Source organism: Sphaerimonospora thailandensis (assembly GCF_016863115.1).
GTDB lineage: Bacteria > Actinomycetota > Actinomycetes > Streptosporangiales > Streptosporangiaceae > Sphaerimonospora > Sphaerimonospora cavernae.
This window is the reverse complement of record NZ_BOOG01000040.1, coordinates 1-20,356: the sequence shown is the minus strand read 5'-3', so window position 1 is coordinate 20,356 and position 20,356 is coordinate 1. Positions and strand designations below refer to the sequence as shown.

Sequence of the window (20,356 nt, the reverse complement as noted above, 5' to 3'; positions counted from 1 at the left end):
GGGAACCGGATCGGCCGCGTGACTACACGACCATGCGCAGGGGCTGTTGCAGAAGCTCCTTGAGGCCGGTGAGGAAGGCGGCCCCCGTGGCGCCGTCCAGAACGCGGTGGTCGATGGACAGGGTCAGCGCCATCATGGTGCCGACGGCGAGTTCGCCGTCGCGTACGACAGGTTGAGGCTGCGCGGCGCCGACGGCGAGGATCGCCGCCTGCGGAGGGTTGATGACCGCGGTGAAGTGATCGATGCCGAACGGTCCGAGGTTGCTGACGGTGAAGGTTCCGCCGCCGAGCTCGTCCAGGGTGAGACGCCCCGCCCGGGCCTTGTCCGCGAGGGCGTGTGCTTCACGGGCGATCTCGGTGAGGGTCCTCACGTCGGCGTCGTGGACGACCGGCACGATCAGGCCGTCGTCGAGGGCGACCGCGATCCCGATGTGCACCCGGCGGTGCCGCAGGATGCGGGTGTCGGCCCAGGACGCGTTCACCTCGGGATGCTCGCGAAGCTCGATGGCGCAGGCCTTGACGATCAGATCGGTGACGGTGACACGCGGACCGCGCTCACCGAGGCGCGTGTTGACCTCGGCGCGGAAGGCGAGCAGCGGCTCGGCGTCCACCATCGTCGTGAGGTAGAAGTGCGGGGCCTGCTGGACGCTCTGGATCAGTCTTCTGGCGGTGATGCGGCGTACCGCGGTCAGGGGGACTTCCTCGACATCCCCGGCTTTCTCGGCCTTTTCGATCTCTCGTTCCTCGCCCTCGCGTACCGTCTCGGCACGTTCGGGGGTCTTCTCCTCTGCCCGAGACGCCCGGGGGGTGGGCTCCGCGGGCGATGCCGCCTCGGGACGGGCCGTGCGGGCCGTGCGGGTCGTGGCAGGGCGCTCGTCGCGCCGGGCGATGGCCTCCTCCACGTCGGCGCGTATCACCCGGCCGCCGGGGCCGCTCCCGGTGAGGGTGGTGATGTCGATGCCGTGCCGGCTGGCCAGGCGCCGGGAGAGCGGCGAGGACGGCAACCTGATCGGTGAGACGGGTTCGGATGGCTGTGCCGGCGCCGCCTGCTCCGGGGCTGTCGGCTCGGGGGTTGCCGGCTCGGGGGTCGCGGGCGGGCGGGCCGGCTGCCCGGGTTCCGCTCCGGCCTCGGCGCCGGCACCGGTGCTGGTCCCGGTGCTGGTCCCGGTCTCAGTGCCTGCCCCGGTGCCGACGACGGCGACGGGTGCGCCGATCGGCACCGCGCCGCCCTCGGGGACGAGGATGCGGGTCAGCGGTCCCTCCTCGTAGGCCTCCAGCTCCATGACGGCCTTGTCGGTTTCGATCTCGGCGAGGACATCGCCTCTGCGGATCTGGTCCCCCTCACGCTTGAGCCAGCGGCTGATGGTCCCCTCTTCCATCGTGTCGGACAGGCGCGGCATGAAGATTTCGGGCATGTCAGGCCTCCTACCCCTGGCTGGACGGGACGCGGCGCGGCACGAAGCGGGTGGCCTCGAGGACTTCACGGATCACCCGGGTCAGGGCCGCCGCGTCCGGCAGGGCGGCGAGCTCCAGCGGTTTGGCGTACGGGAGAGGAACCTCGGCGGCCGCCACCCGGCGGACGGGCGCGTCGAGGTAGTCGAAGGCGCCCTCGGCGATGGTGGCGGCGATCTCCGCGCCGATCCCGTAGCTCAGCCAGTCATCCTCCAGCACGATCGCGCGGCCGGTCTTGCGGGCCGAGGCGCACACCGTCGCGCGGTCCAGTGGGCGCAGGCTGCGCAGGTCGATCACTTCGGCTGAGACGCCCTCGTCCTCCAGGCGTCGGGCGACGTCGTGGGCGATCACGGCCGCGCGGGAGTAGGCGACGAGGGTCAGGTCACTTCCCTCCTTGGCGACCGCGGCGGTGCCGATCCGAACAATGTGATCACCGCCTGGCACGACGCCCTTGGTGTTGTACAGCGCCAGGTTCTCCAGGAAGAGCACCGGGTCGTCGTCGCGTACGGCACTGGCCAGCAGGCCTTTGGCGTCCGCGGGTGTGGACGGGGCGACGACCTTCAGTCCGGGCACGTGGGCGTAGAAGACCTCCAGGTTCTGCGAGTGGGTCGCGGCGAGCTGCTGACCGCCGCCGCCCGGGGTGCGGATCACCATCGGCACCGAGACCTGGCCGCCGAACATCGCCCGCATCTTCGCCGCGTGGTTGACGATCTGGTCGATGGCGAGCAGGCTGAAGTTGATCGTCATGATCTCCACGACGGGCCGCAGCCCGAGCATGGCCGCGCCGATCGCGGCGCCGACGAACCCCTCCTCACAGATCGGCGTGTCGCGCACCCGCCGCGGTCCGAACTCGTCCAGCAGGCCTGCAGTGATCTTGTACGACCCTTCGAAGACGCCGATCTCCTCACCGAGGAGCAGTACGTCCTCGTCCCGCAGCATCTCGGCGCGCAGCGTGTCGTGCAGCGCCTGCCGGTAGGTGACGGCCTGCTCGGCTGTCTGCTCCGCTGTCCGGCCCACGGTTGTCCGGCCCACGGTCAGCTCTCCCCGAGTGTGGTGACGGTGGTCTGGCCATCGGGCGGCGGGTCGCCCGGCAGGCCGGTGAAGACGTTGGGGACCGGGGTGGCGTAGACGCCGTCGAACAGCGTGTCGACGGGCGGGGGCGGACTGGTGTCGGCGAACTCGATCGCGGCGGTCACCGTCCGCTCGGTCTCGTCGTCGATCCGCGCCGCCGTCTCCTGGTCGAGCACCCCGCCCTCGATCAGGCGGGCGCGGAAGGCGGGCAACGGATCGAGGTCGCGTACCCGCTGGGTCTCCTCCGCCGACCGGTAGCGGGCCGGGTCGACCACGGAGTGCCCGCGTATCCGGTAGCTGACGGCCTCCAGCAGACCGGGCCGGTGTTCCTCGCGCGCGCTTTCCATCAGCGCGAGCGCGGCGTCGCGGACCGCGAGCACGTCGTTGCCGTCCACCCGTTCGCCCGGGATCCGGTACGAGCAGCCCCGCCGGAACAGCTCCGGCTCTCCCGACGCCGCCTCGACAGGGGTGCCCATCCCCAGCTGATTGTTGACGATCGCGTAAACGATGGGCAGGCGCCAGACCGCGGCGAGGTTGAGCGCCTCGTGGAAGGCGCCGATGTTCGTGGTGCCGTCGCCGAGCAGGCACATCACCGCCTCACTGTCGGGCCCGGGCGCCCCGCGATAGGCGATGGCCAGCGCCGCACCGGTCGCCGGGGGCAACTGGCCGCCGACGATGCCGTAGCCGCCGAGCAGGCGTAGACCGGCGTCGAACAGGTGCATCGAGCCGCCGCGGCCGCCGGACATGCCGGTGACCCGGCCGAACAGCTCGGCCATCACCCGTCCCGGTTCGGCTCCGCGGGCGAGCGCGTACCCGTGCACCCGATAGCCGGCGAACAGGTAGTCCGACGGGCGCAGCGCGGCCATCAGGCCGACGACGGTCGCCTCCTCGCCGAGGTTGAGGTGGCAGTAGCCGCCGATCTTCGCCCGGGCGTACATCTCCGCCGAGCGCAGTTCGAACGCCCGGATCAGCGCCATCTGCCGGTAGTAGCCGCGCAGCACCTCGGCGTCCTCGGACGCGCCCGGCGGTCGTACCGCGCCTACATCGGATCGGGCGCCATGCGCCGGGCCGGGCTCGGGGCTCGACGCCGGTCCGGGTGTGTTCGCGACCATCGCCGGGTGCCTCCTGACATCGAAAGCGTGCGTCATCTCAACGGGTCATCTGAACGGGTCATCTCAACTGCCTGGGAGCGGCTCCTGGGGGGCGAACCGGTCGGCCTCGGCCTGACACTTGGGGCAGCGAGGCGGGGGGCGCTCGCCCCGCGTGACCTCGCCGCACACGGCGCACGCCCATTCCGTGGTCAGCAGGACCACGACATCCGACCGGCTGACGATGCCGACCAGCCGGCCCCCGGCCAGAACGGGGACGCGCCGGATCCGCCGGTCCACCAGCAGGTGGCGGACCTCGTCCACGTCGGTGTCCTCGGTGACGCAGATCACCGCGCTGGTCATCACCTCGGCGGCGGTCGCCCCCTGACGAGCCAGCAGGTCGTAGTCGCTGACCAGTCCCACGACGGCGCCGCCGGCATCGACCACGGGAACCGCGCTGATCCGCCGGCTGCGCAGCAGGGCCGCCACCGCAGGTACGGGCGTGTCCTCCGCCACTGTGACGACCGGGGCCGTCATGATCTCCTTGACCTGCACCTCGCCTCCCGGATCAACCCGCGTGCTATCTGATGGTTTGTCCCAATATCCCCCGCTTAGTCAATTATCGAAGGGGTATGTGGCCGTGGATATTCGCGAGATGCATCGACACCCGGTGACTTACCCGGACACGACGGCCCGAGTGACCGCTACGACGGGGTTTGACGGGATCTGATGGGGAAGGTGGCGATGGTATGGCCGGTGACCTGTCGCTTCGGGTGTGGCGTGGCGACGCGAGCGGCGGTGAACTCGTCGAATACCTCGTGCCCGTGCAGAAGGGCGAGGTCGTCCTGGACGCTGTGCTCCGCCTGCAGGCCACCCAGGCGGGAGATCTCGCCGTGCGGTGGAACTGCAAGGCGGGCAAATGCGGTTCGTGCAGCGCGGAGATCAACGGCCGCCCCAAGCTGATGTGCATGGCCCGGCTGTCGGCCCTGCCGTACGGCCGCGTCACGGTCACCCCGCTGCGGACCTTCCCCATCATCCGGGACCTGGTCTGCGACGTCTCCTGGAACTACGACAGGGACCGGCGGGTCGCCTGCTTCGCCCCGCCGCCGGACCTCGCCCCCGGGGAGTACCGGATGTTCCGGGAGGATGTCGGCCGTTCGCAGGAGTTCCGCAAGTGCATCGAGTGCTGGCTGTGCCAGGACGTCTGCCACGTCATCCGCGATCACGAGGAGAACAAACCGAGCTACGCCGGCCCGAGGTTCTTCATCCGCCATGCGGAACTCGCCATGCATCCCCTGGACACCGGCGACCGCCTCCGGGAACTGCGCGAGGAGGACGGGCTCGGCCTGTGCAACGTCACCAAGTGCTGCACCGAGGTCTGCCCGGCCGGGATCAAGATCACCGATAACGCGATCATCGCGATGAAGGAGCGGATCGCCGACCGGTGCCACGACCCGCTGGTGCGGCTGGTACGTGCCTGGCGGCACCGCGGGGGAGCATGAGAGGGGTTCGACGTGTCGATCGACAGCTTCAACACCCGGGGAACGCTGTGCGCCGCCGGATCCTCCTGGACCGTCTTCCGCCTCGACGCCATGGACGGTACGGCGCGGCTGCCCTACAGCTTCAAGGTGCTGCTGGAGAACCTCGTACGCAACGAGGACGGCCGCAAGGTGACCGCTGACCAGATCACGGCGCTCGCGCGGTGGGACCCGGCGGCCGAACCGGCCATCGAGATCCAGTTCACTCCGGCCCGGGTGCTGATGCAGGACTTCACCGGCGTGCCGTGCCTGGTGGACCTGGTGGCGATGCGCGAAGCGATGGCCGGGCTCGGCGGCGACCCGGCGCGCATCGACCCGCGACGCCCGGTCGAGCTGGTCATCGATCACTCAGTGATCGCCGACCACTTCGGCAGCCCTGAGGCGTTCGAGCGCAACGTCGAGCTGGAGTACGAGCGTAATCGGGAGCGCTACCAGTTCCTGCGCTGGGGGCAGGGCGCGCTGCGAAATCTGCGGGTGGTCCCGCCGGGAACGGGCATCTGCCATCAGGTCAATCTCGAGCACCTGGCCCGCGTCGTGTTCGGGGAGGACGGCGTGGCCTTCCCCGACACCCTGGTCGGCACCGACTCCCACACCCCGATGGTCAACGGGCTCGGCGTGCTCGGCTGGGGTGTCGGCGGCATCGAAGCGGAGGCGGCCATGCTCGGCCTGCCGATGAGCATGCTCATCCCCCGGGTCATCGGGGTGAAGCTGGCCGGTGCGCTGCCCGAGGGCAGCACCGCCACCGACCTCGTCCTCACCATCGCCGAGACACTGCGCACCCACGGCGTGGTCGGCGCGTTCGTGGAGTTCTACGGACCCGGTGTGGCCAACGTGCCGCTGGCCAACCGAGCCACGATCGGCAACATGAGCCCCGAGTACGGCGCCACCTGCGCGATCTTCCCGATCGACGCGGAAACCCTGTCGTACCTGCGGCTGACCGGCCGCGGCGCCGACCACGTGGCGCTGGTCGAGGCGTACGCCAAGGAACAGGGCCTGTGGCACGACCCCGATCGGCGGCCCGACTACTCCGAGACGCTGGAGGTGGACCTGTCGACGGTCGTCCCGTCGATCGCGGGACCCAAGCGCCCACAGGACCGCATCGCCCTGGCGGACGCGGCATGCGTCTTCCGCGCGGTACTGGGCGGCTACGTCGACTGCGAGCCGGCACTCTCCGGGCTGGACGAGAGCAGCGCGCAATCCTTCCCCGCCTCCGACCCCTTCTCGCTGACCCACAGCCGCCCCGGCGACACGCCGACGTGTTTCGACACCTCCGGGACGGTGACCTGCCCCCCACTCGAGCACATTCCCGTGTCGCTGGAGGACGGCACGTCCTTCGAGGTCGAGCACGGCGCGGTGGTGATCGCGGCCATCACCTCCTGCACCAACACGTCCAATCCGGACGTCATGGTCGGCGCGGCGCTGCTGGCCAAGAAAGCGGTCGAGCGGGGACTGAAGACCAAGCCGTGGGTGAAGACCACCCTGGCCCCCGGCTCGAAAGTGGTGATCGACTACTTCGAGCGCGCCGGGCTGACGCCGTACCTGAACGAGCTCGGCTTCGACCTGGTCGGCTACGGCTGCACCACCTGCATCGGCAACTCCGGCCCCCTGATCGACGAAGTGTCCCGTGCCGTCGCCGGCGCCGACCTGGCGGTCGCCGCCGTGCTGTCGGGCAATCGCAACTTCGAAGGGCGCATCCACCCGGAGACCAAACTGAACTACCTCGCCTCTCCGCCCCTTGTGGTCGCCTACGCGCTGGCCGGATCGATGAACGTCGACCTCACCCGAGATCCGCTCGGCCTCGACGCCACCGGCGAGCCGGTCTACCTGCGCGACATCTGGCCGAGCGGGCGGGAGGTCCAGGAGATCGTCTCCACCTGTCTGCGCGCGGAGATGTTCGGCCGCGGCTACGCGGACGTCTACGCCGGCGGCGAGCTGTGGCGTGATCTGCCCACACCGGAAGGGGAACTGTTCACCTGGGATGCCGACTCCACCTATGTACGCCGACCGCCGTACTTCGAGAGCATGAGCCGAACGCCCGAGCCGTTGGAGGACATCGAGGACGCCCGCGTGCTGGCCCTGCTCGGCGACTCGGTCACCACCGACCACATCTCACCCGCCGGTTCGATCAAGCAGGACTCCCCGGCCGGGCGATATCTGAGCGCCCACGGCCTGAGGCGCGAGGAGTTCAACTCCTACGGCTCCCGGCGCGGCAACCACGAGGTGATGATCCGCGGCACCTTCGCCAACATCCGGCTGCGGAACCTGCTGGCCCCCGGCACCGAAGGGGGATTCACCCGCCATCTCCCCGACGGGGAGCAGACCACCGTCTTCGACGCGGCGATGCGGTACGCCGCCGAAGGTGTGCCGCTGCTCGTCATCGCGGGCAGGGACTACGGCTCGGGCTCCTCACGCGACTGGGCGGCCAAGGGCACCGCGCTGCTCGGCGTCAGGGTCGTCCTGGCCGAGTCGTTCGAGCGCATCCACCGCTCCAACCTCGTCGGGATGGGTGTCCTGCCCCTTCAGTTCGCTCCCGGTCAGAGCCCGCGATCCCTCGGCCTCACCGGAGAGGAGACGTTCACCATCAGCGGGCTGACGGGTGCTGAGGACCCACCCCGTGAGGTCGCGGTGACCGCGAACGGCCGCGGCGACAGCATCCGGTTCACGGCGAAGGTGCGTATCGACACCCCCACCGAGGCCCACTATTACCGTCACGGCGGAATCCTGCCGTACGTCCTCCGCTCCATGCTGTCGACATGAGGGGCCCCGGAATGCCGTGGCAAACGAATGAGTCGCGACCGAAGAACAGGCCAGGAGAATCCTTGATGTCGACGAACGACGTTCCAGCCGCGACAGCGGATGCCCCGATGGTGACCGTCTGGTCGGACGTCGGCTGTCCGTGGGCCACGCTCGCGCTGCACACACTGCACGCCGCCGCCGACCGACGCGGTGCGCCGCTGCTCATCGACCACCGGGCGTTCCCGCTCGAACTGTTCAACCGGCAGCCGACCCCGAAGCACATCGTGGACCCCGAGATCGTGATGCTCGCCGCTCACCGCCCCCAACTCGGGTGGCGGCTGTGGCGGGGCCCCGACTGGACCTACCCGGTCACCACCCTGCCCGCGATGGAAGCCGTCCAGGCCGCCAAGGCGCCGGAGGTCGGCGGGCTGCGGGCGAGCGACGAACTGGACATGGCCCTGCGCCGGGCCTTCTTCGTCGACAGCGCGTGCATCAGCGTCCACTCCGTGATCCTCGACATCGCGGAGAAGTGCGACTCCGTCGACGCCGATGCGCTCGCCGCCGCGCTCGCCCAGGGCGGTGGACGCGCCGACGTCTACGACCAGTGGCGGATCGCCCAGGGCCCCGAGATCAAGGGCAGCGGACACGTGTTCGGCCCCGGGGGCTATGCCGTACACAACCCCGGCGTCACCTACCAGTGGACCGGCGACCCCGACGAGGGCGGTTTCCCGCGAGTGGACGCCTACGACCTGGCCTGGGCGGACGAACTGCTCGACACGCTGCCCACCGCGGCACCGGACGGCACGGCCGAACGCTGATCCGCTCGTGGTGAAGAGGATCTTCATATTCAGAGTGTGTTGCCGAGGCCGGCCTGCCTGGCCCGGATGATGGCCTCGGCACGGTCGGCGACCTGGAGCTTGGTGAAGATCGCGGAGATGTGGTTGCTGACGGTCTTGGGGCTGATGCCGAGGCGGCGGGCGATCGCGGAGTTGGCGAGGCCGGTCGCGATGAGGTCGAGGACCTCGCGCTCGCGGGCGGTGAGTTCGGGGAAGGGCTCCGCCGCCTGGGAGGCGCTGCCCGCGCGGGCGAAGAAGTCGATGATCCGGCGTGCCACGCTCGGGCCGAAGATGGCCTGGCCGGCGGCGACGGAGCGGATCGCTCGGACGATCTCGTCCTGCTGCGCCCCCTTGACGAGGTAGCCGGCGGCGCCGGCCCGCATGGCGGCGAACACCGACTCGTCGTCCTCGAACATGGTCAGCACGAGTACCCGCGTTCCGGGTGTGGTGCGCAGGATCGCGCGGGTCGCGTCCACCCCGTTGGCGCCGGGCATGTGCAGATCCATGACCACGACGTCGGGCTGGGTGAGCTGGGTTTCGCGGCGAGCGGCCTCGCCGTCGCCCGCCTCGCCCACCACCTCGACGTCGGGTAGTGAGGAGACCAGGGCGCGCAACCCTTCTCGCATCAGCGGATGGTCGTCGACGATGACGATGCGGATCGGGTCGTCGGCGTTCATATGTGCTCCAGTGGTAGCAGGGCGTGGACGCGTCCACCCTGGTTGGTCGGTCCGGCGCTGAGTGCGCCCCCGAGTTCCGCGGCCCGCTCGTGCATGGAGCGCAGGCCGACACCGTGAGGCCACGAACCGGCCATGGCGGTGCCGTTGTCGAGCACCTCCAGATGCAGGGCGTGATCAGTGCGCAGCGACACCCGGCAGACGTTGGCATCGCCATGGCGAAGTGCGTTGGTCACCGCCTCGGTGGCGATCCGGTAGGCGGCCACCTCGACGGCGGCAGGCAAGGGCGCCAGGTCGTCGGGAACGTCGATGGTGACCAAGAACTCGGTCTGATCACGGTGCCAGGACTGCTGGGCGTGCTGACGCAGCGCGCCGACCAGACCCAGTTCGTCAAGGTCGGGCGGACGCAGGTCGTAGACCAGCCGCCGGATATCCGCGATCGTGGAGGTCAGGTCGGCGCGCAGGTCGAGTAGCAGTTGCCCGCAACGGTCCGGGTCGGTCTGCCGCAGGTTGTGGGCCGCGTCGGCCTTGAGCGTGACCGCGGTCAACGCGGTGCCCAGGCCGTCATGCAGGTCGCGGCGCAGCCGTCGGCGCTCCTCTTCACGGGCGGTCACGATGCGCATGCGTGACTCGCGTAGCTGTTCGGACAGACGTACTGCCTGCAATGCGAGGCCGACGGGCGCCACCAGCAGTTCCAGCGCGCGCCGGTCTGCGCCGGACAGCCGTGTTTCCCCCGTGCGCAACCCGACGAGCAGGTCGGCTGGATGCCCTTCCGCCACCTCGATCGCCACCGTGTGCCAGGCCGGCGTGGGCCGGCCATAGGTCGCGGTAAGGCGGCCGTCGGAGCTGATCGCGGCGTACGGCAGGCGCAGCGCCTCGCACAGCGCGCGCAGCACTCCTTCCAGGCCCGTGCCGATTCGGACCCCGACTCGGGCGGCGGCCTCGGCCGGATCCCGACGCTGGCCGTACATGAGCCGGTCCACGAGGGACTGCACGAGGGATCGGGCCGGCGCGAACGCCACCGCGATCACTGCGGTCGCGACCAGCGGATTCGCCGACAGCCGGTCGCCGGCCAGCGGAGTGAGGCCCGCGACGATGCCCAGGTACGCGCCGATCACGCCCAGCGTGAGCAGGCCGTACACCAGGGATCGGTTGACGATCAACCGGATGTCGTAGAGTTGGTGCCGCACGATCGCCACTGTGACGGCGGCGGGGATCAGCGGCAGGGTGAGCAGGAACAGGATCGGCCCGTCGGTGGTGAAGATCCGCTGCAGGTTCAGCGCCACGAACAGCACCACCGCCCACAGCAGCCACATCACCTGCAGTCGCTGCGCGCCCCGCGACCGGTATGCGCGAAGCCCGAGCGCGATGACACTGCCCAGCAGGACCAGACCGGCGGCGACGACGAACACCGGCACCAGGCCCGCCATGACCCGCCCTACCGCGTCGGGCAGAAGCGGACCGTGCTCGGCCGTCGGCTCGGCGCTGTCCCCGCCGGGTTGCAGCGTCAAGGTCGGCGCCAGCAGGGTCAACGCGACGGTCACCACGACCAGCGGACGCCACCTGCGCGACAGCGGTCGGCCGTCGGGGAACAACTGCAAGATCAAGGGTAGGCCGACCGTCGGCGCCGGGATCCACACAGTGATGCCGACCAGGGTGATCGCGCGTTCCCAGCCGGGGGACAGCGTGAACACGCCCGACAGCATGCCCAGGCAGGCCACGCTGACGGTGTAACAGGCGCCGTAGGCCGCGAAGAGCAGCCCGACCCGGTGCCGCGGCCGGTGCGCCAGCACCAGCGCGCCGAACGCGGTGAACGTCACCGACATCGCGCTGTTGGTCAACAGGTACGACTCGGCCGCGTCGCCCACGGTGAGTCCGCCGGCGAACCACGACACCCAGGTCGCGACGACCATGAGCCCCGTGACCGCGATCACGGTGACCGGCCCGGCGCGCCTCACTGCCGCCTCACTGACATGAGACCAATCATCCGGTTCGGACGGCCCTGGTGACCATGGGCGGACGCCCCTATCTCGCCTGGGAGTACCCGGGACGGGGATGGGAGGCCACACCCGCGACGGTGGGGGCGTACGCCGGTCACCCTCGGATCCGCAGGAAGGACCACCCCCATGTTCGGAGGACATCATGCAACCCGACCCCGTGACGATCAGCGGCCCATCGTCTGCCGCGCCGCTGCGCGACGTACGCGGCTTCTGGCGCATCCTTCTCGCGGTCATCGCCCCGCTGCCCATGCTCGCGCAGGCCGTGTACTACCTGCTCAGCCCGATAGACGGAGGGGCCTCCTTCGCCGAGACAGTGGCGGCCTACACGGCCAATCAGCAGCTCATGAACGTCCTCAGGTTGGTCGGCGCCGTCTTCGTCGTCGGACTCCCGGCCGCCACGTTCGCGGTCGCCTGGGCGGCCCGTCGAGGCGCCCCGAGGCTCACCTCGTTCGGCGCCTTCATCTCGCTGCTGGGCTCCTTTTCCGGGATCGCGTTGATCACCGGGGGCGGCCCGCTCGCGTATCACACCGTCCGATCGGGTCTGGACGTGGGCGCCATGACCAGGCTTTCCGATGACGTGCTGGAGAACGATCCGGTGCAGTTGATGGCGGGCCTGCTGTTCATCGTGGGCATCGTCATCGGCCTGCTCCTGCTGGGTCTCGCGCTGTGGCGCAGTCGCGTCGCCCCGGCATGGATGGGCATCGCCCTCGCCGTGGGGGGGTTCACCCACCCGTTCGTGCCCGGGCACGTCGCCCAGGGCGTCGGCCTCCTGCTCGCCGCCCTCGGTTTCGCCGGAGCGTCGCTCGCCCTGCTGCGCATGCGCAACGACGAGTTCGACCTGCCGGCCGTACGCCCGACTCCGGGCGTATGACGTCGGTATTCATGGTGACCACCGGCCCTTCATGGCATGAGTTGGGCGTGCCCTCGTCCAGCCCGCGGTTGTGGACTGTCGATTCGCGACGGCAGGGCCTCAACAAGCAATCTCCCCTTGCCCCGGCCTGGGGATATCGCGGGTGAGTGGCCGGGCACCACCTTCGTACGGACGGCCCGTTCAGCATGATTTACCAGGCTTCCCGGAAGGCTCTGTGATCCCTAAGCGCGCGACCCCATCCGCTGCGAGACCCGGGCCGGCGATCCTGCGTCGGTTGGCGGCGGCCGCCCGGTGGCTGGCGTCGCCGCTGCTTCCAGAGGACTACCTCGGATTGATCAACCCGCTCTGGACCGCGGGGGATCTGTGCGGCCGGGTCGAGGAGGTGATCCCCGAAACCGCCGACGCGGCGACCTTGGTGATCCGTCCGGGCCGGGGCTGGGTCGTGCACCGCCCCGGCCAGTGGGTCCCGATCGGCGTCGACATCCGGGGACGGCGCCATTGGCGTACCTTTTCGCTGTCGTCAGCCCCGGGAAGACCCGACGGTCGCGTCACCATCACGGTCAAGGCCATGCGCGAGGGGCTCGTCTCCAACCACCTCGTGCGGCGCACAGAGCCGGGGACGGTGATCAGGCTGGGCCGGCCGGAGGGCGCGTTCGTCCTCCCGGAGTCGCCGCCACCGCGCCTGCTGTTCGTGACCGCCGGGAGTGGCGTCACACCCGTGATGGCCATGCTGGACGGCATGCTGGGCGGCGCCCCGGCCGTGGAGGGGCCGGACGTCGTGCTGGTCCACTCGGCGCCGACACCCGACGAGGTCATCTTCGGCCGGCGTCTCCGGAGCCTGGCCGCGCGATGCCCCCGGCTACGGCTGTACGAACGGCACACGCGGGCTGAGGGACGGCTGCGGCCCGCGGACCTGGCCCGGCTCTGCCCAGACTGGACGGCACGTGCCGTCTGGGCCTGCGGACCGCCGGCCATGCTCGACGAGATCGCGGCCCACTGGACCGGGCCCACGGACCGGTTGCGGGTCGAGCGCTTCCGGCTGGTGCCGACGGTCGTGGGGTCGGGGGGACGCGTGTGCTTCACCAGGAGCGGCCGGGAGGCGGACGCCGACGGCGGGACCTCGCTGCTGGCCGTCGGTGAGGGTGCGGGGGTGCTCATGCCGAGTGGCTGCCGCATGGGCATCTGCTACTCATGCGTCGCGCGCCTCCGCTCGGGCCGGGTACGCGACATGCGCACCGGCCAGGTGCACGGAGAGGCGGGCGACATGATCCAGACCTGTGTGTCGGCCGCGGCGGGCCCGATCGAGATCGAACTGTGAGAGGAGTGCGCATGCCTGCCACTTTGACCTCGGTTGACGCCGAGGGCTTCGGCCGTGAGCTGGACAGGATCCGCGATGAGGTGATCGAGAGCCTCGGCGAGCGGGACGCGCGTTACATCCGGGGTCTCATCGCGATCCAGCGGAAGCTGGAACTGGGCGGCAGGGCGCTGCTGATCGCCTCCTGGTTTCCGCCCGCATGGATCACGGGGACCGCGGCACTGGCCACCGCGAAAATCCTGGAGAACATGGAGATCGGCCACAACGTCCTGCACGGGCAGTGGGACTGGATGCGGGACCCGAAGATCCACTCGACCACGTGGGAATGGGACACCGCCTCCCCGGCCGACCAGTGGAAGCACTCCCACAACTTCGTCCACCACACCTGGACGAACGTGCTCGGCAAGGATCGGGACGTCGGCTATTCGGTGTTGCGCATCAGCCCCGAGCAGCGATGGCACCCGATCTACCTCGCCCAGCCGTTCTACAACGCGCTGCTGGCCCTCTTCTTCGAGTACGGCATCGCGATCTACGATCTCGAACTGGAGCGCATCCCGTCGGGGAGAAAGGATCCGAAGGAGGCGCTGGCCCAGCTCCGCGCGGTCGCGACCAAGATACGACGCCAGGTCGTCAAGGACTACGTCGCGTTCCCGCTCCTCGCCGGCCCGGCGTTCCTGCCCGTCCTGCTCGGCAACCTGACCGCGAACCTGGCCCGCAACGTGTGGGCGCACACCATCATCTTCTGCGGTCACCTCCCCGAGGGCGCGGAGGTCTTCACCGAGGACCGGCTCGAGGGCGAGACCCGCGGCGAGTGGTACGTCCGCCAACTGCTCGGCTCATGCAACATCGACGGCGGCGGCCTCTTCCACATCATGAGCGGCAACCTCAGCCACCAGATCGAGCACCACCTGTTCCCCGACCTGCCCAGCAACAGGTACGCCGAGATCGCGCCGCGGATCCGCGCCCTGTGCGAGCGGTTCGGCCTGCCGTACACGTCCGGATCGCTGGCCCGGCAGGCGGCCTCGGTCTGGAAGCGCGTCCTGAGGATGGCCCTGCCCGGGCCCCGGCAGCGGCCACCGGCGACCGCACCGCCGGTGAAGACGCTCGGCGCCGTGGCCTGAGCCGGGGCGAGGCCCTCCAGATGACAGCGGCCCCGGACTCTGCGCGAGTCCGGGGCCGAATGCCCGTCGGGCGGCGTGTCAGGCTACAGCGGTCGTACCCGCTCGGCCTGCGGGCCCTTGGCACCCTGGCCCGCGGTGTACTCGACCCGCTGGTTCTCCTCCAGCGACCGGTAACCACCGGCGTCGATGGCCGAGTAGTGGACGAAGACGTCCGGGGTGCCGTCGTCGGGGGCGATGAAACCAAAGCCCTTCTCGGCGTTGAACCACTTGACAGTTCCCTGAGCCATGCTTTCTCTCCTTGTTGAGACGATCTCCGTAAGACACGGACTGATCTCGGGGCTGCTGCGACCGACCGCCTTGGAAAGCCATGGCTTCATCCGGTAGACGCCCGCTGTCATAGCTCCGCAGGCGCTGTTACGCATACTGGGACTTCGACACAACCTGTTTCCTTCACCCTACACACCACTCGGTGCTTTCAGCGTCGATTACGTACAGGACGGTCCACGTGTACCGTCAAGGGCCGCTGAGCCGTACCCGATCAGGCGCCGGTGCCGCCGGTGGGAAGGCCCTGCGGGTGGTCGGCGGCTTCGGCGCGGATCTCGCGAGCGGCCGCGACGAGGTTCTCCAGCGAAGCGCGGACCTCGGCCCAGCCGCGGGTCTTCAGGCCGCAGTCGGGATTGGCCCACAACCGGTCGGCCGGGATGGCCTCCAGTCCGGTGCGCAGCAGGGACACCAGCTCCTCGATCCCGGGCACGCGGGGGGAGTGGATGTCGTAGACACCTGGCCCGACCCCGCGCGGGTATCCGGCCTCGGCCAGCTCACGGGCCACCTGCATATGCGAGCGGGCGGCCTCCAGGCTGATCACGTCCGCGTCGAGATCCTCGATCGCGGTGAGGATCTCGCCGAACTCCGCGTAGCACATGTGGGTGTGGACCTGCGTCTCCGGTCGTACCCCTGCCGTGGTCAGCCGGAACGCCTCGGTCGCCCAGCTCAGGTAGGCGGGCCGGTCGGCGGCGCGCAGCGGCAGCGTCTCGCGCAGGGCGGGCTCGTCCACCTGGATCACCGCGATGCCGGCCGCTTCCAGGTCGGCGACCTCGTCACGCAGCGCCAGCGCCACCTGGCGGGCGGTGTCGCCGAGCGGCTGGTCGTCACGGACGAAGGACCAGGCCAGCATGGTGACGGGGCCGGTGAGCATGCCCTTGACCGGTCGGCTGGTCTGCGACTGGGCGTACCGGGTCCAGCGCAGGGTCATCGGCTCGGGGCGGGAGACGTCCCCGGCCAGGATCGGCGGCCGGACGTAGCGGGTGCCGTAGGACTGCACCCAGCCGTGCTGGGTGGCGACGTACCCGTCGAGCCGTTCGGCGAAGTACTGGACCATGTCGCTCCGCTCGGGCTCACCGTGGACCAGGACGTCCATGCCGGCCTTCTCCTGGAAGATGAGCACCTCGCGGATCTCGGCCGCGATCCGCTCGTCGTAGGCCGCCTGGTCGATGCGCCCCGACAGCAGGTCGGCGCGGGCGGCCCGCAGCTCGGCGGTCTGTGGGAAGGAACCGATGGTGGTGGTCGGCACCGGCGGCAGGTCCAGCCGGGCGCGTTGCGTCCGCGCCCGCTCCGGGTACGGCTGGGCGCGCCGGGCGTCCTGCGGGGTCACGGCCGCCGCGCGGGCGCGTACGGCCGGATCACGGATCAGGGTGGAGGTCGCCCGGGCCTCCAGGGCGGCCCGGTTGTCGGCGAGATGGCCGGCGATGGCCCGGGTGCCCCGCGTCAGACCCCGGGTGAGCGTGACGATCTCCGCGGTCTTCTGCCGGGCGAAAGCGAGCCATGGGGTGATCTCGGGGTCGATCCCGGTCTCGGCGGCGACGTCCAGCGGGACGTGCAGCAGCGAACAGGACGCGGCGACATCGACCTGCCCGGCCAGGCCGAGGAGGGTGGCCAGCGTGGACAGCGACTTCTCCAGGTCGTTGATCCAGACGTTGCGGCCGTCCACGACACCGGCCACCAGGCGTTTGCCGAGCACCCCGCCGACCCGGGCGAGGTCGTCCAGATTGGCGGCGGCGGGGCCGGTGAAGTCGAGCCCGAGCCCCTCGACCGGCGCCTGCGCCAGCACCGGCAGCGCCTCGCCGAGCGGGCCGAAGTAACCGGCGACGAGGATCTTCGGCCGGTGCTCGAGCGAGCCGAGGCGCCGGTAGGCGGCCGCGACCGCGTCCAGGACGGCCCGCGGCCGGTCCTGGACCAGGGCGGGTTCATCGAACTGCACCCACTCGGCGCCCGCCGCTCTCAGCGCCGCGAGTACGTCGGCGTAGACGGGCAGCAGCCGATCGAGCAGCGTGAGCGGCTCGAAGCCCGGGTCGGCACCGGGCACGGGCTTGGCGAGCAGCAGATAGGTCACCGGTCCGACGAGCACGGGGCGCGGGTTGAGCCCGAGCGCGAGGGCTTCTCGCAGCTCGCCGAGGGGCTTCGCGGGGTCGGCCGTGAACGCGGTGTCCGGCCCCAGTTCCGGCACCAGATAGTGGTAGTTGGTGTCGAACCACTTGGTCATCTCCAGCGGGGCGACGTCCCGGGTGCCACGAGCCATGGCGAAGTAGCCGTCGAGCCGGTTGGCCGCGACGGCGGAGCGGTGGCGCTCGGGGATGGCGCCGACCATGACCGTGGTGTCCAGCACGTGGTCGTACAGCGAGAAGTCACCGCAGGGCACCTCGCCGAGGCCCGCGTCCGTCAGTTGCCGCCAGACGTCGCGGCGCAGTCCTTCGGCGGTTGTGCGCAGCTCCTCGGCGCTCACCCGGCCGGCCCAGTAACCTTCGACCGCTCTCTTCAGTTCGCGGTCCGGTCCCTGTCGCGGATAGCCGTACACCGTGCCGAGCGAGGTGGTGGGGGCGTCGGTCACGAAACTCTCCTTCGCGAGTCACGGAAGACCTCGGCGGATCCCGGGGCGCGAAGGCGTGACCGATGAGCAGACATGCGGCCCGTCTGCCTGGTCTCGCCGGGCCCGCCCTCGAGGCCGTCGACGTCACCGCACGCAGGTCGCGTACGGGCAGTGGCAGGTCTTCGGACTCGTGGGCGTCGCGCTCGTTCCTACTGGCCGTCGCTTCCCGGATCTTCCGATCCAGTGCGTGTGACGGCGGTCGTTCCCACTCACCGCTGCGGGGCAGCCCCGGAATCGCACCGGGTTCCCTCTTACGACGCGCCTGCCTGGCGGACAGGGCGAACCAACTGCGTCACCCAGCCTAGTGCCCCTCGCGCCAACGTGAAAGATCGGTCAGAGCCAGCCGCGTTCCGCTGCCCGCAGCCCGGCCTCGAAGCGGCTTCGGGCGCCCAGTTGCTCCATGATGTCGGCCATCATGCGGCGGACGGTGCGCTGTGACAGGCCCATCTGGCGGCCCGCTCCCTCGTCGGTGAAGCCCGCCGCGAGGAGCTTCAGCAGTTGGCGCTCGCGCGGAGAAAGCCCGGCGTCGTCGCGGGGCGGAGGGATCCCGATCGGCGTGGCCGCGTCCCAGATCGTCTCGAACAGGGAGAGGACGGCGGTGAGGACACCGGTGTCGAAAACCTGGACGACGCCCTTGCGCGGGTTGGCGGCCTCCAGCGGCAGCAGGGCGGTGAGGCGATCATAGATCGTCATGCGCACCGGGAGCGTAGGGGCGGTCCGGATCTCAGCGCCGTTCTCGGCCAGCCACTGGGCGTACGCCATGGTCGACGGATCGTGGCGGGCACTTTCCAGGAAGACCGAGCGCATGGCCACGCCGTTGCCGAGCACCCGCAGATCCAGCGGTTTGGCGATTTCCAGTGCCCGGGGGTCGTGGGCGCGGTGGGACATGAAACTGACGATTTCGATCCGGGCGCGCACCGAGAGCTCCTCGATGCGCGCCTGGATCGCATCCATGCCGATCAACGTGCCGATGCTCGATGTCTGGGAGCCCAGGCGGTGGTTGGCGTATTCGTCGATCAGATCCGCGATGGTCGACTGGGCCTGGGCGATCTGCTGCTGCTGGCGGGCGAGCTCGGCCTGACGTTGCTGCAGCAGGGTCTGCAGCCCCGCCTCGGGGCTTACCGGGCGGAATCCGCCCGGTAAGTCCCATGAGGGACGCAGCAGCGCGAGCTCGGCCAGATGGTCGAGAGCGGCTCTGACCTGGTCGATTTCGACGTCGAGCGTCTGGGCGATCTCATCGACGTCCAGATCATGCCGGGTGAGCAGCAGCCTGTAGACCTTTTCCGTCAGCTTGTCGAGCCCGAGTGATTCCAGCAACCCCGTGTCCTCTCGCCAGCCGCCTCAGCTTGATCGTAATGACGAGTTTTGCGAAAGGCACGCGCGGCTACAAGGATCTTCGGCCGTCCGGCAGCAGGGAGATCTCAACCTGTTGACCGTGCGGCCAGAGTGTCCAGCGCGGCTCCGCTCATCGCGGTGATGCCGGTCGGCAGCGCTGTGCGGAGGTCGGGGGCGAACTGAGGCGAGTGGTTGACCGGTATCGGTTCGCCCAGATCTAGTGCGATGCGCCGCTGCTGGGCGCTCGTGACACCGAGAAACCAGTAGGCCGTGGGGATGCCGCCCGCGCCGAACCAGCCGAAATCCTCGGTGGCGGTCGTCGGGGGAGTGGAGCCTATGCGTTGCGGGCCGAACAAGTGCTCGTGGACGCGGCGCACGGCAGCCATCGCGGAGGGGGTCGGTAAGAGGACGGGTGAGCGCGAGGTAATGGTGATCTCCGGGTCCTCCGGGCAGTTCGAGGCCGCGCACTCGGCTCGCACGATGCGCTCCACGGCCGTGGTGACGCGTTCGAGTGCGGCTTCGGAGAAGGCCCGTACGGTCAGGCTGAGCTCGGCCCGGTCCGGGATGACGTTGCCCCGTTCCCCCGCCCTCAGTGAGCCGACTGTGAGAACGACCTGCTCGGAGGGGGCGGTCTCACGGGAGACGATCGACTGGAGCCGCATCACCACGGAGGCGGCGGTCACCACCGGATCGACACTCAGATGCGGAGTGCCGCCATGGCCGCCCCGCCCGCGGATGATCACATCCAGTGCGACGCTGCCGGACATCAGCGGGCCGGGGCCCGGATGGGCGACGGTTCCGGCGGGAGAGGGAGCGCTGTGCTGGGCCAGGACGAGGTCGGGGGTGCCGAAGCGTTCGTAGAGCCCGTCCTCGATCATCGCCTGCGCCCCCTGCAGGGTTTCCTCCGCGGGCTGACCGACGAGCATCACGGTGCCGCTCCAGGCGTCTTCGCGTCCGGCGAGGTCGGCGAAGGCCCCGGCGGCCGCGGCCAGGTGCAGATCGTGGCCGCAGGCGTGCATCACGCCGGGGACGGTGCTCGCGTACGGCAGGCCCGTGCGCTCCTGTACGGGAAGCGCGTCGAGTTCGGCTCGGAGCATGACGGTCGGGCCGGGACCGTTGTGCAGGACACCGACCACGCCATGCCCACCTCCGACACCGCGGGTGACGGAGGCGCCGTAACGGCCGAGCCAGCGGGACAGCCTCTCGGCGGTGTGCCTTTCCTGGCCCGACAACTCGGGATGGACGTGCAGGTCAAGATAGAGCTCGAGAGCCGGCTGCAGCACTTCCAAGGAGAGACGAGACGTCTCGGTGACGGATACGCCGGGCATACACGTCCCACCTTCCAGGCGTTTTCCTCTGAGCATGCGCCGCGCGGCCCACGGATCGGTGTCACTTCA

The 20,356-nt window shown here is 70.1% G+C and carries 16 protein-coding genes and 1 riboswitch; of the genes, 6 read left to right on the top strand and 10 right to left on the bottom strand.

Translation table 11 applies throughout. From position 1 onward, the window contains the following. Positions 1-22: 22 nt before the first annotated feature. The 4 genes from Mth01_RS20265 to Mth01_RS20250 form a co-directional block, all read right to left on the bottom strand. Positions 23-1,414: a dihydrolipoamide acetyltransferase family protein gene (locus Mth01_RS20265; RefSeq protein ID WP_204017478.1), complete on the bottom strand. Its 1,392-nt coding sequence runs from the start codon at positions 1,412-1,414 to the stop codon at positions 23-25. Between the two features lie 10 nt (positions 1,415-1,424). Then, the gene (locus tag Mth01_RS20260) at positions 1,425-2,483 is read right to left on the bottom strand and encodes an alpha-ketoacid dehydrogenase subunit beta (RefSeq protein WP_239089845.1); all 1,059 of its coding nucleotides are present in this window, start codon (positions 2,481-2,483) and stop codon (positions 1,425-1,427) included. Between the two features lie 2 nt (positions 2,484-2,485). Beyond that, entirely contained in the window at positions 2,486-3,634 is a 1,149-nt protein-coding gene (locus tag Mth01_RS20255) for a thiamine pyrophosphate-dependent enzyme (RefSeq protein WP_239089844.1), read from the bottom strand. A 63-nt stretch (positions 3,635-3,697) separates the two neighbouring features. After that, positions 3,698-4,165, bottom strand: a complete 468-nt coding sequence (locus tag Mth01_RS20250) for a CBS domain-containing protein (RefSeq protein ID WP_204017477.1) — start codon at positions 4,163-4,165, stop codon at positions 3,698-3,700. A gap of 194 nt (positions 4,166-4,359) precedes the next feature. Between Mth01_RS20250 and Mth01_RS20245 the strand changes: the two genes are divergently transcribed. From Mth01_RS20245 to Mth01_RS20235, 3 genes are all read left to right on the top strand, one after another. Further along, the gene (locus Mth01_RS20245) at positions 4,360-5,112 is read left to right on the top strand and encodes a succinate dehydrogenase/fumarate reductase iron-sulfur subunit (RefSeq protein ID WP_204017476.1); all 753 of its coding nucleotides are present in this window, start codon (positions 4,360-4,362) and stop codon (positions 5,110-5,112) included. 12 nt (positions 5,113-5,124) lie between these two features. Then, positions 5,125-7,905, top strand: coding sequence for an aconitate hydratase (locus Mth01_RS20240; RefSeq protein ID WP_204017475.1), 2,781 nt, complete (start codon positions 5,125-5,127; stop codon positions 7,903-7,905). 65 nt (positions 7,906-7,970) lie between these two features. Continuing rightward, positions 7,971-8,702: a DsbA family oxidoreductase gene (locus tag Mth01_RS20235; protein ID WP_204017474.1), complete on the top strand. Its 732-nt coding sequence runs from the start codon at positions 7,971-7,973 to the stop codon at positions 8,700-8,702. Positions 8,703-8,731: 29 nt separating this feature from the next. Here the strand turns inward: Mth01_RS20235 and Mth01_RS20230 are convergent, their stop codons facing one another. After that, the gene (locus tag Mth01_RS20230) at positions 8,732-9,397 is read right to left on the bottom strand and encodes a response regulator (protein ID WP_204017473.1); all 666 of its coding nucleotides are present in this window, start codon (positions 9,395-9,397) and stop codon (positions 8,732-8,734) included. Then, a complete protein-coding gene (locus tag Mth01_RS20225; protein WP_204017472.1) occupies positions 9,394-11,352 on the bottom strand; it encodes a sensor histidine kinase in 1,959 nt (652 codons plus the stop codon). Before Mth01_RS20225 ends, Mth01_RS20230 begins: the two co-directional genes overlap by 4 nt. 184 nt (positions 11,353-11,536) lie before the next feature. Here Mth01_RS20225 and Mth01_RS20220 point away from each other — a divergent pair, with 184 nt between their 5' ends. The 3 genes from Mth01_RS20220 (at position 11,537) to Mth01_RS20210 (ending at position 14,701) form a co-directional block, all read left to right on the top strand. Further along, entirely contained in the window at positions 11,537-12,265 is a 729-nt protein-coding gene (locus tag Mth01_RS20220) for a hypothetical protein (RefSeq protein ID WP_204017471.1), read from the top strand. 274 nt (positions 12,266-12,539) lie between these two features. Beyond that, a complete protein-coding gene (locus Mth01_RS20215) occupies positions 12,540-13,583 on the top strand; it encodes a ferredoxin reductase (RefSeq protein ID WP_239089843.1) in 1,044 nt (347 codons plus the stop codon). An 11-nt stretch (positions 13,584-13,594) separates the two neighbouring features. Beyond that, entirely contained in the window at positions 13,595-14,701 is a 1,107-nt protein-coding gene (locus Mth01_RS20210) for a fatty acid desaturase family protein (RefSeq protein ID WP_204017470.1), read from the top strand. Between the two features lie 83 nt (positions 14,702-14,784). Here Mth01_RS20210 and Mth01_RS20205 read toward each other — a convergent pair whose 3' ends face one another. From Mth01_RS20205 to Mth01_RS20190, 4 genes are all read right to left on the bottom strand, one after another. Beyond that, positions 14,785-14,988, bottom strand: coding sequence for a cold-shock protein (locus Mth01_RS20205; protein ID WP_203946720.1), 204 nt, complete (start codon positions 14,986-14,988; stop codon positions 14,785-14,787). 251 nt (positions 14,989-15,239) lie between these two features. Continuing rightward, entirely contained in the window at positions 15,240-17,585 is a 2,346-nt protein-coding gene (gene metE, locus Mth01_RS20200; RefSeq protein WP_204017469.1) for a 5-methyltetrahydropteroyltriglutamate--homocysteine S-methyltransferase, read from the bottom strand. A gap of 135 nt (positions 17,586-17,720) precedes the next feature. After that, a riboswitch (cobalamin riboswitch) is annotated at positions 17,721-17,928 on the bottom strand. A 29-nt stretch (positions 17,929-17,957) separates the two neighbouring features. Further along, complete coding sequence (locus Mth01_RS20195; RefSeq protein WP_204017468.1) at positions 17,958-18,941, bottom strand: helix-turn-helix domain-containing protein; 984 nt, start codon at positions 18,939-18,941, stop codon at positions 17,958-17,960. A gap of 104 nt (positions 18,942-19,045) precedes the next feature. Beyond that, the gene (locus Mth01_RS20190; protein WP_239089851.1) at positions 19,046-20,242 is read right to left on the bottom strand and encodes an amidohydrolase; all 1,197 of its coding nucleotides are present in this window, start codon (positions 20,240-20,242) and stop codon (positions 19,046-19,048) included. Between the last annotated feature and the right edge of the window lie 114 nt (positions 20,243-20,356).

Excerpts from the sequence above, each read along its gene's own strand:
- Mth01_RS20265 (WP_204017478.1), bottom strand. The coding sequence starts at position 1,414 with ATGCCCGAAATCTTCATGCCGCGCCTGTCCGACACGATGGAAGAGGGG.
- Mth01_RS20255 (WP_239089844.1), bottom strand. The coding sequence starts at position 3,634 with ATGGTCGCGAACACACCCGGACCGGCGTCGAGCCCCGAGCCCGGCCCG.
- Mth01_RS20205 (WP_203946720.1), bottom strand. The coding sequence starts at position 14,988 with ATGGCTCAGGGAACTGTCAAGTGGTTCAACGCCGAGAAGGGCTTTGGT.
- Mth01_RS20210 (WP_204017470.1), top strand. The coding sequence starts at position 13,595 with ATGCCTGCCACTTTGACCTCGGTTGACGCCGAGGGCTTCGGCCGTGAG.
- Mth01_RS20245 (WP_204017476.1), top strand. The coding sequence starts at position 4,360 with ATGGCCGGTGACCTGTCGCTTCGGGTGTGGCGTGGCGACGCGAGCGGC.
- Mth01_RS20220 (WP_204017471.1), top strand. The coding sequence starts at position 11,537 with ATGCAACCCGACCCCGTGACGATCAGCGGCCCATCGTCTGCCGCGCCG.
- Mth01_RS20230 (WP_204017473.1), bottom strand. The coding sequence starts at position 9,397 with ATGAACGCCGACGACCCGATCCGCATCGTCATCGTCGACGACCATCCG.
- Mth01_RS20235 (WP_204017474.1), top strand. The coding sequence starts at position 7,971 with ATGTCGACGAACGACGTTCCAGCCGCGACAGCGGATGCCCCGATGGTG.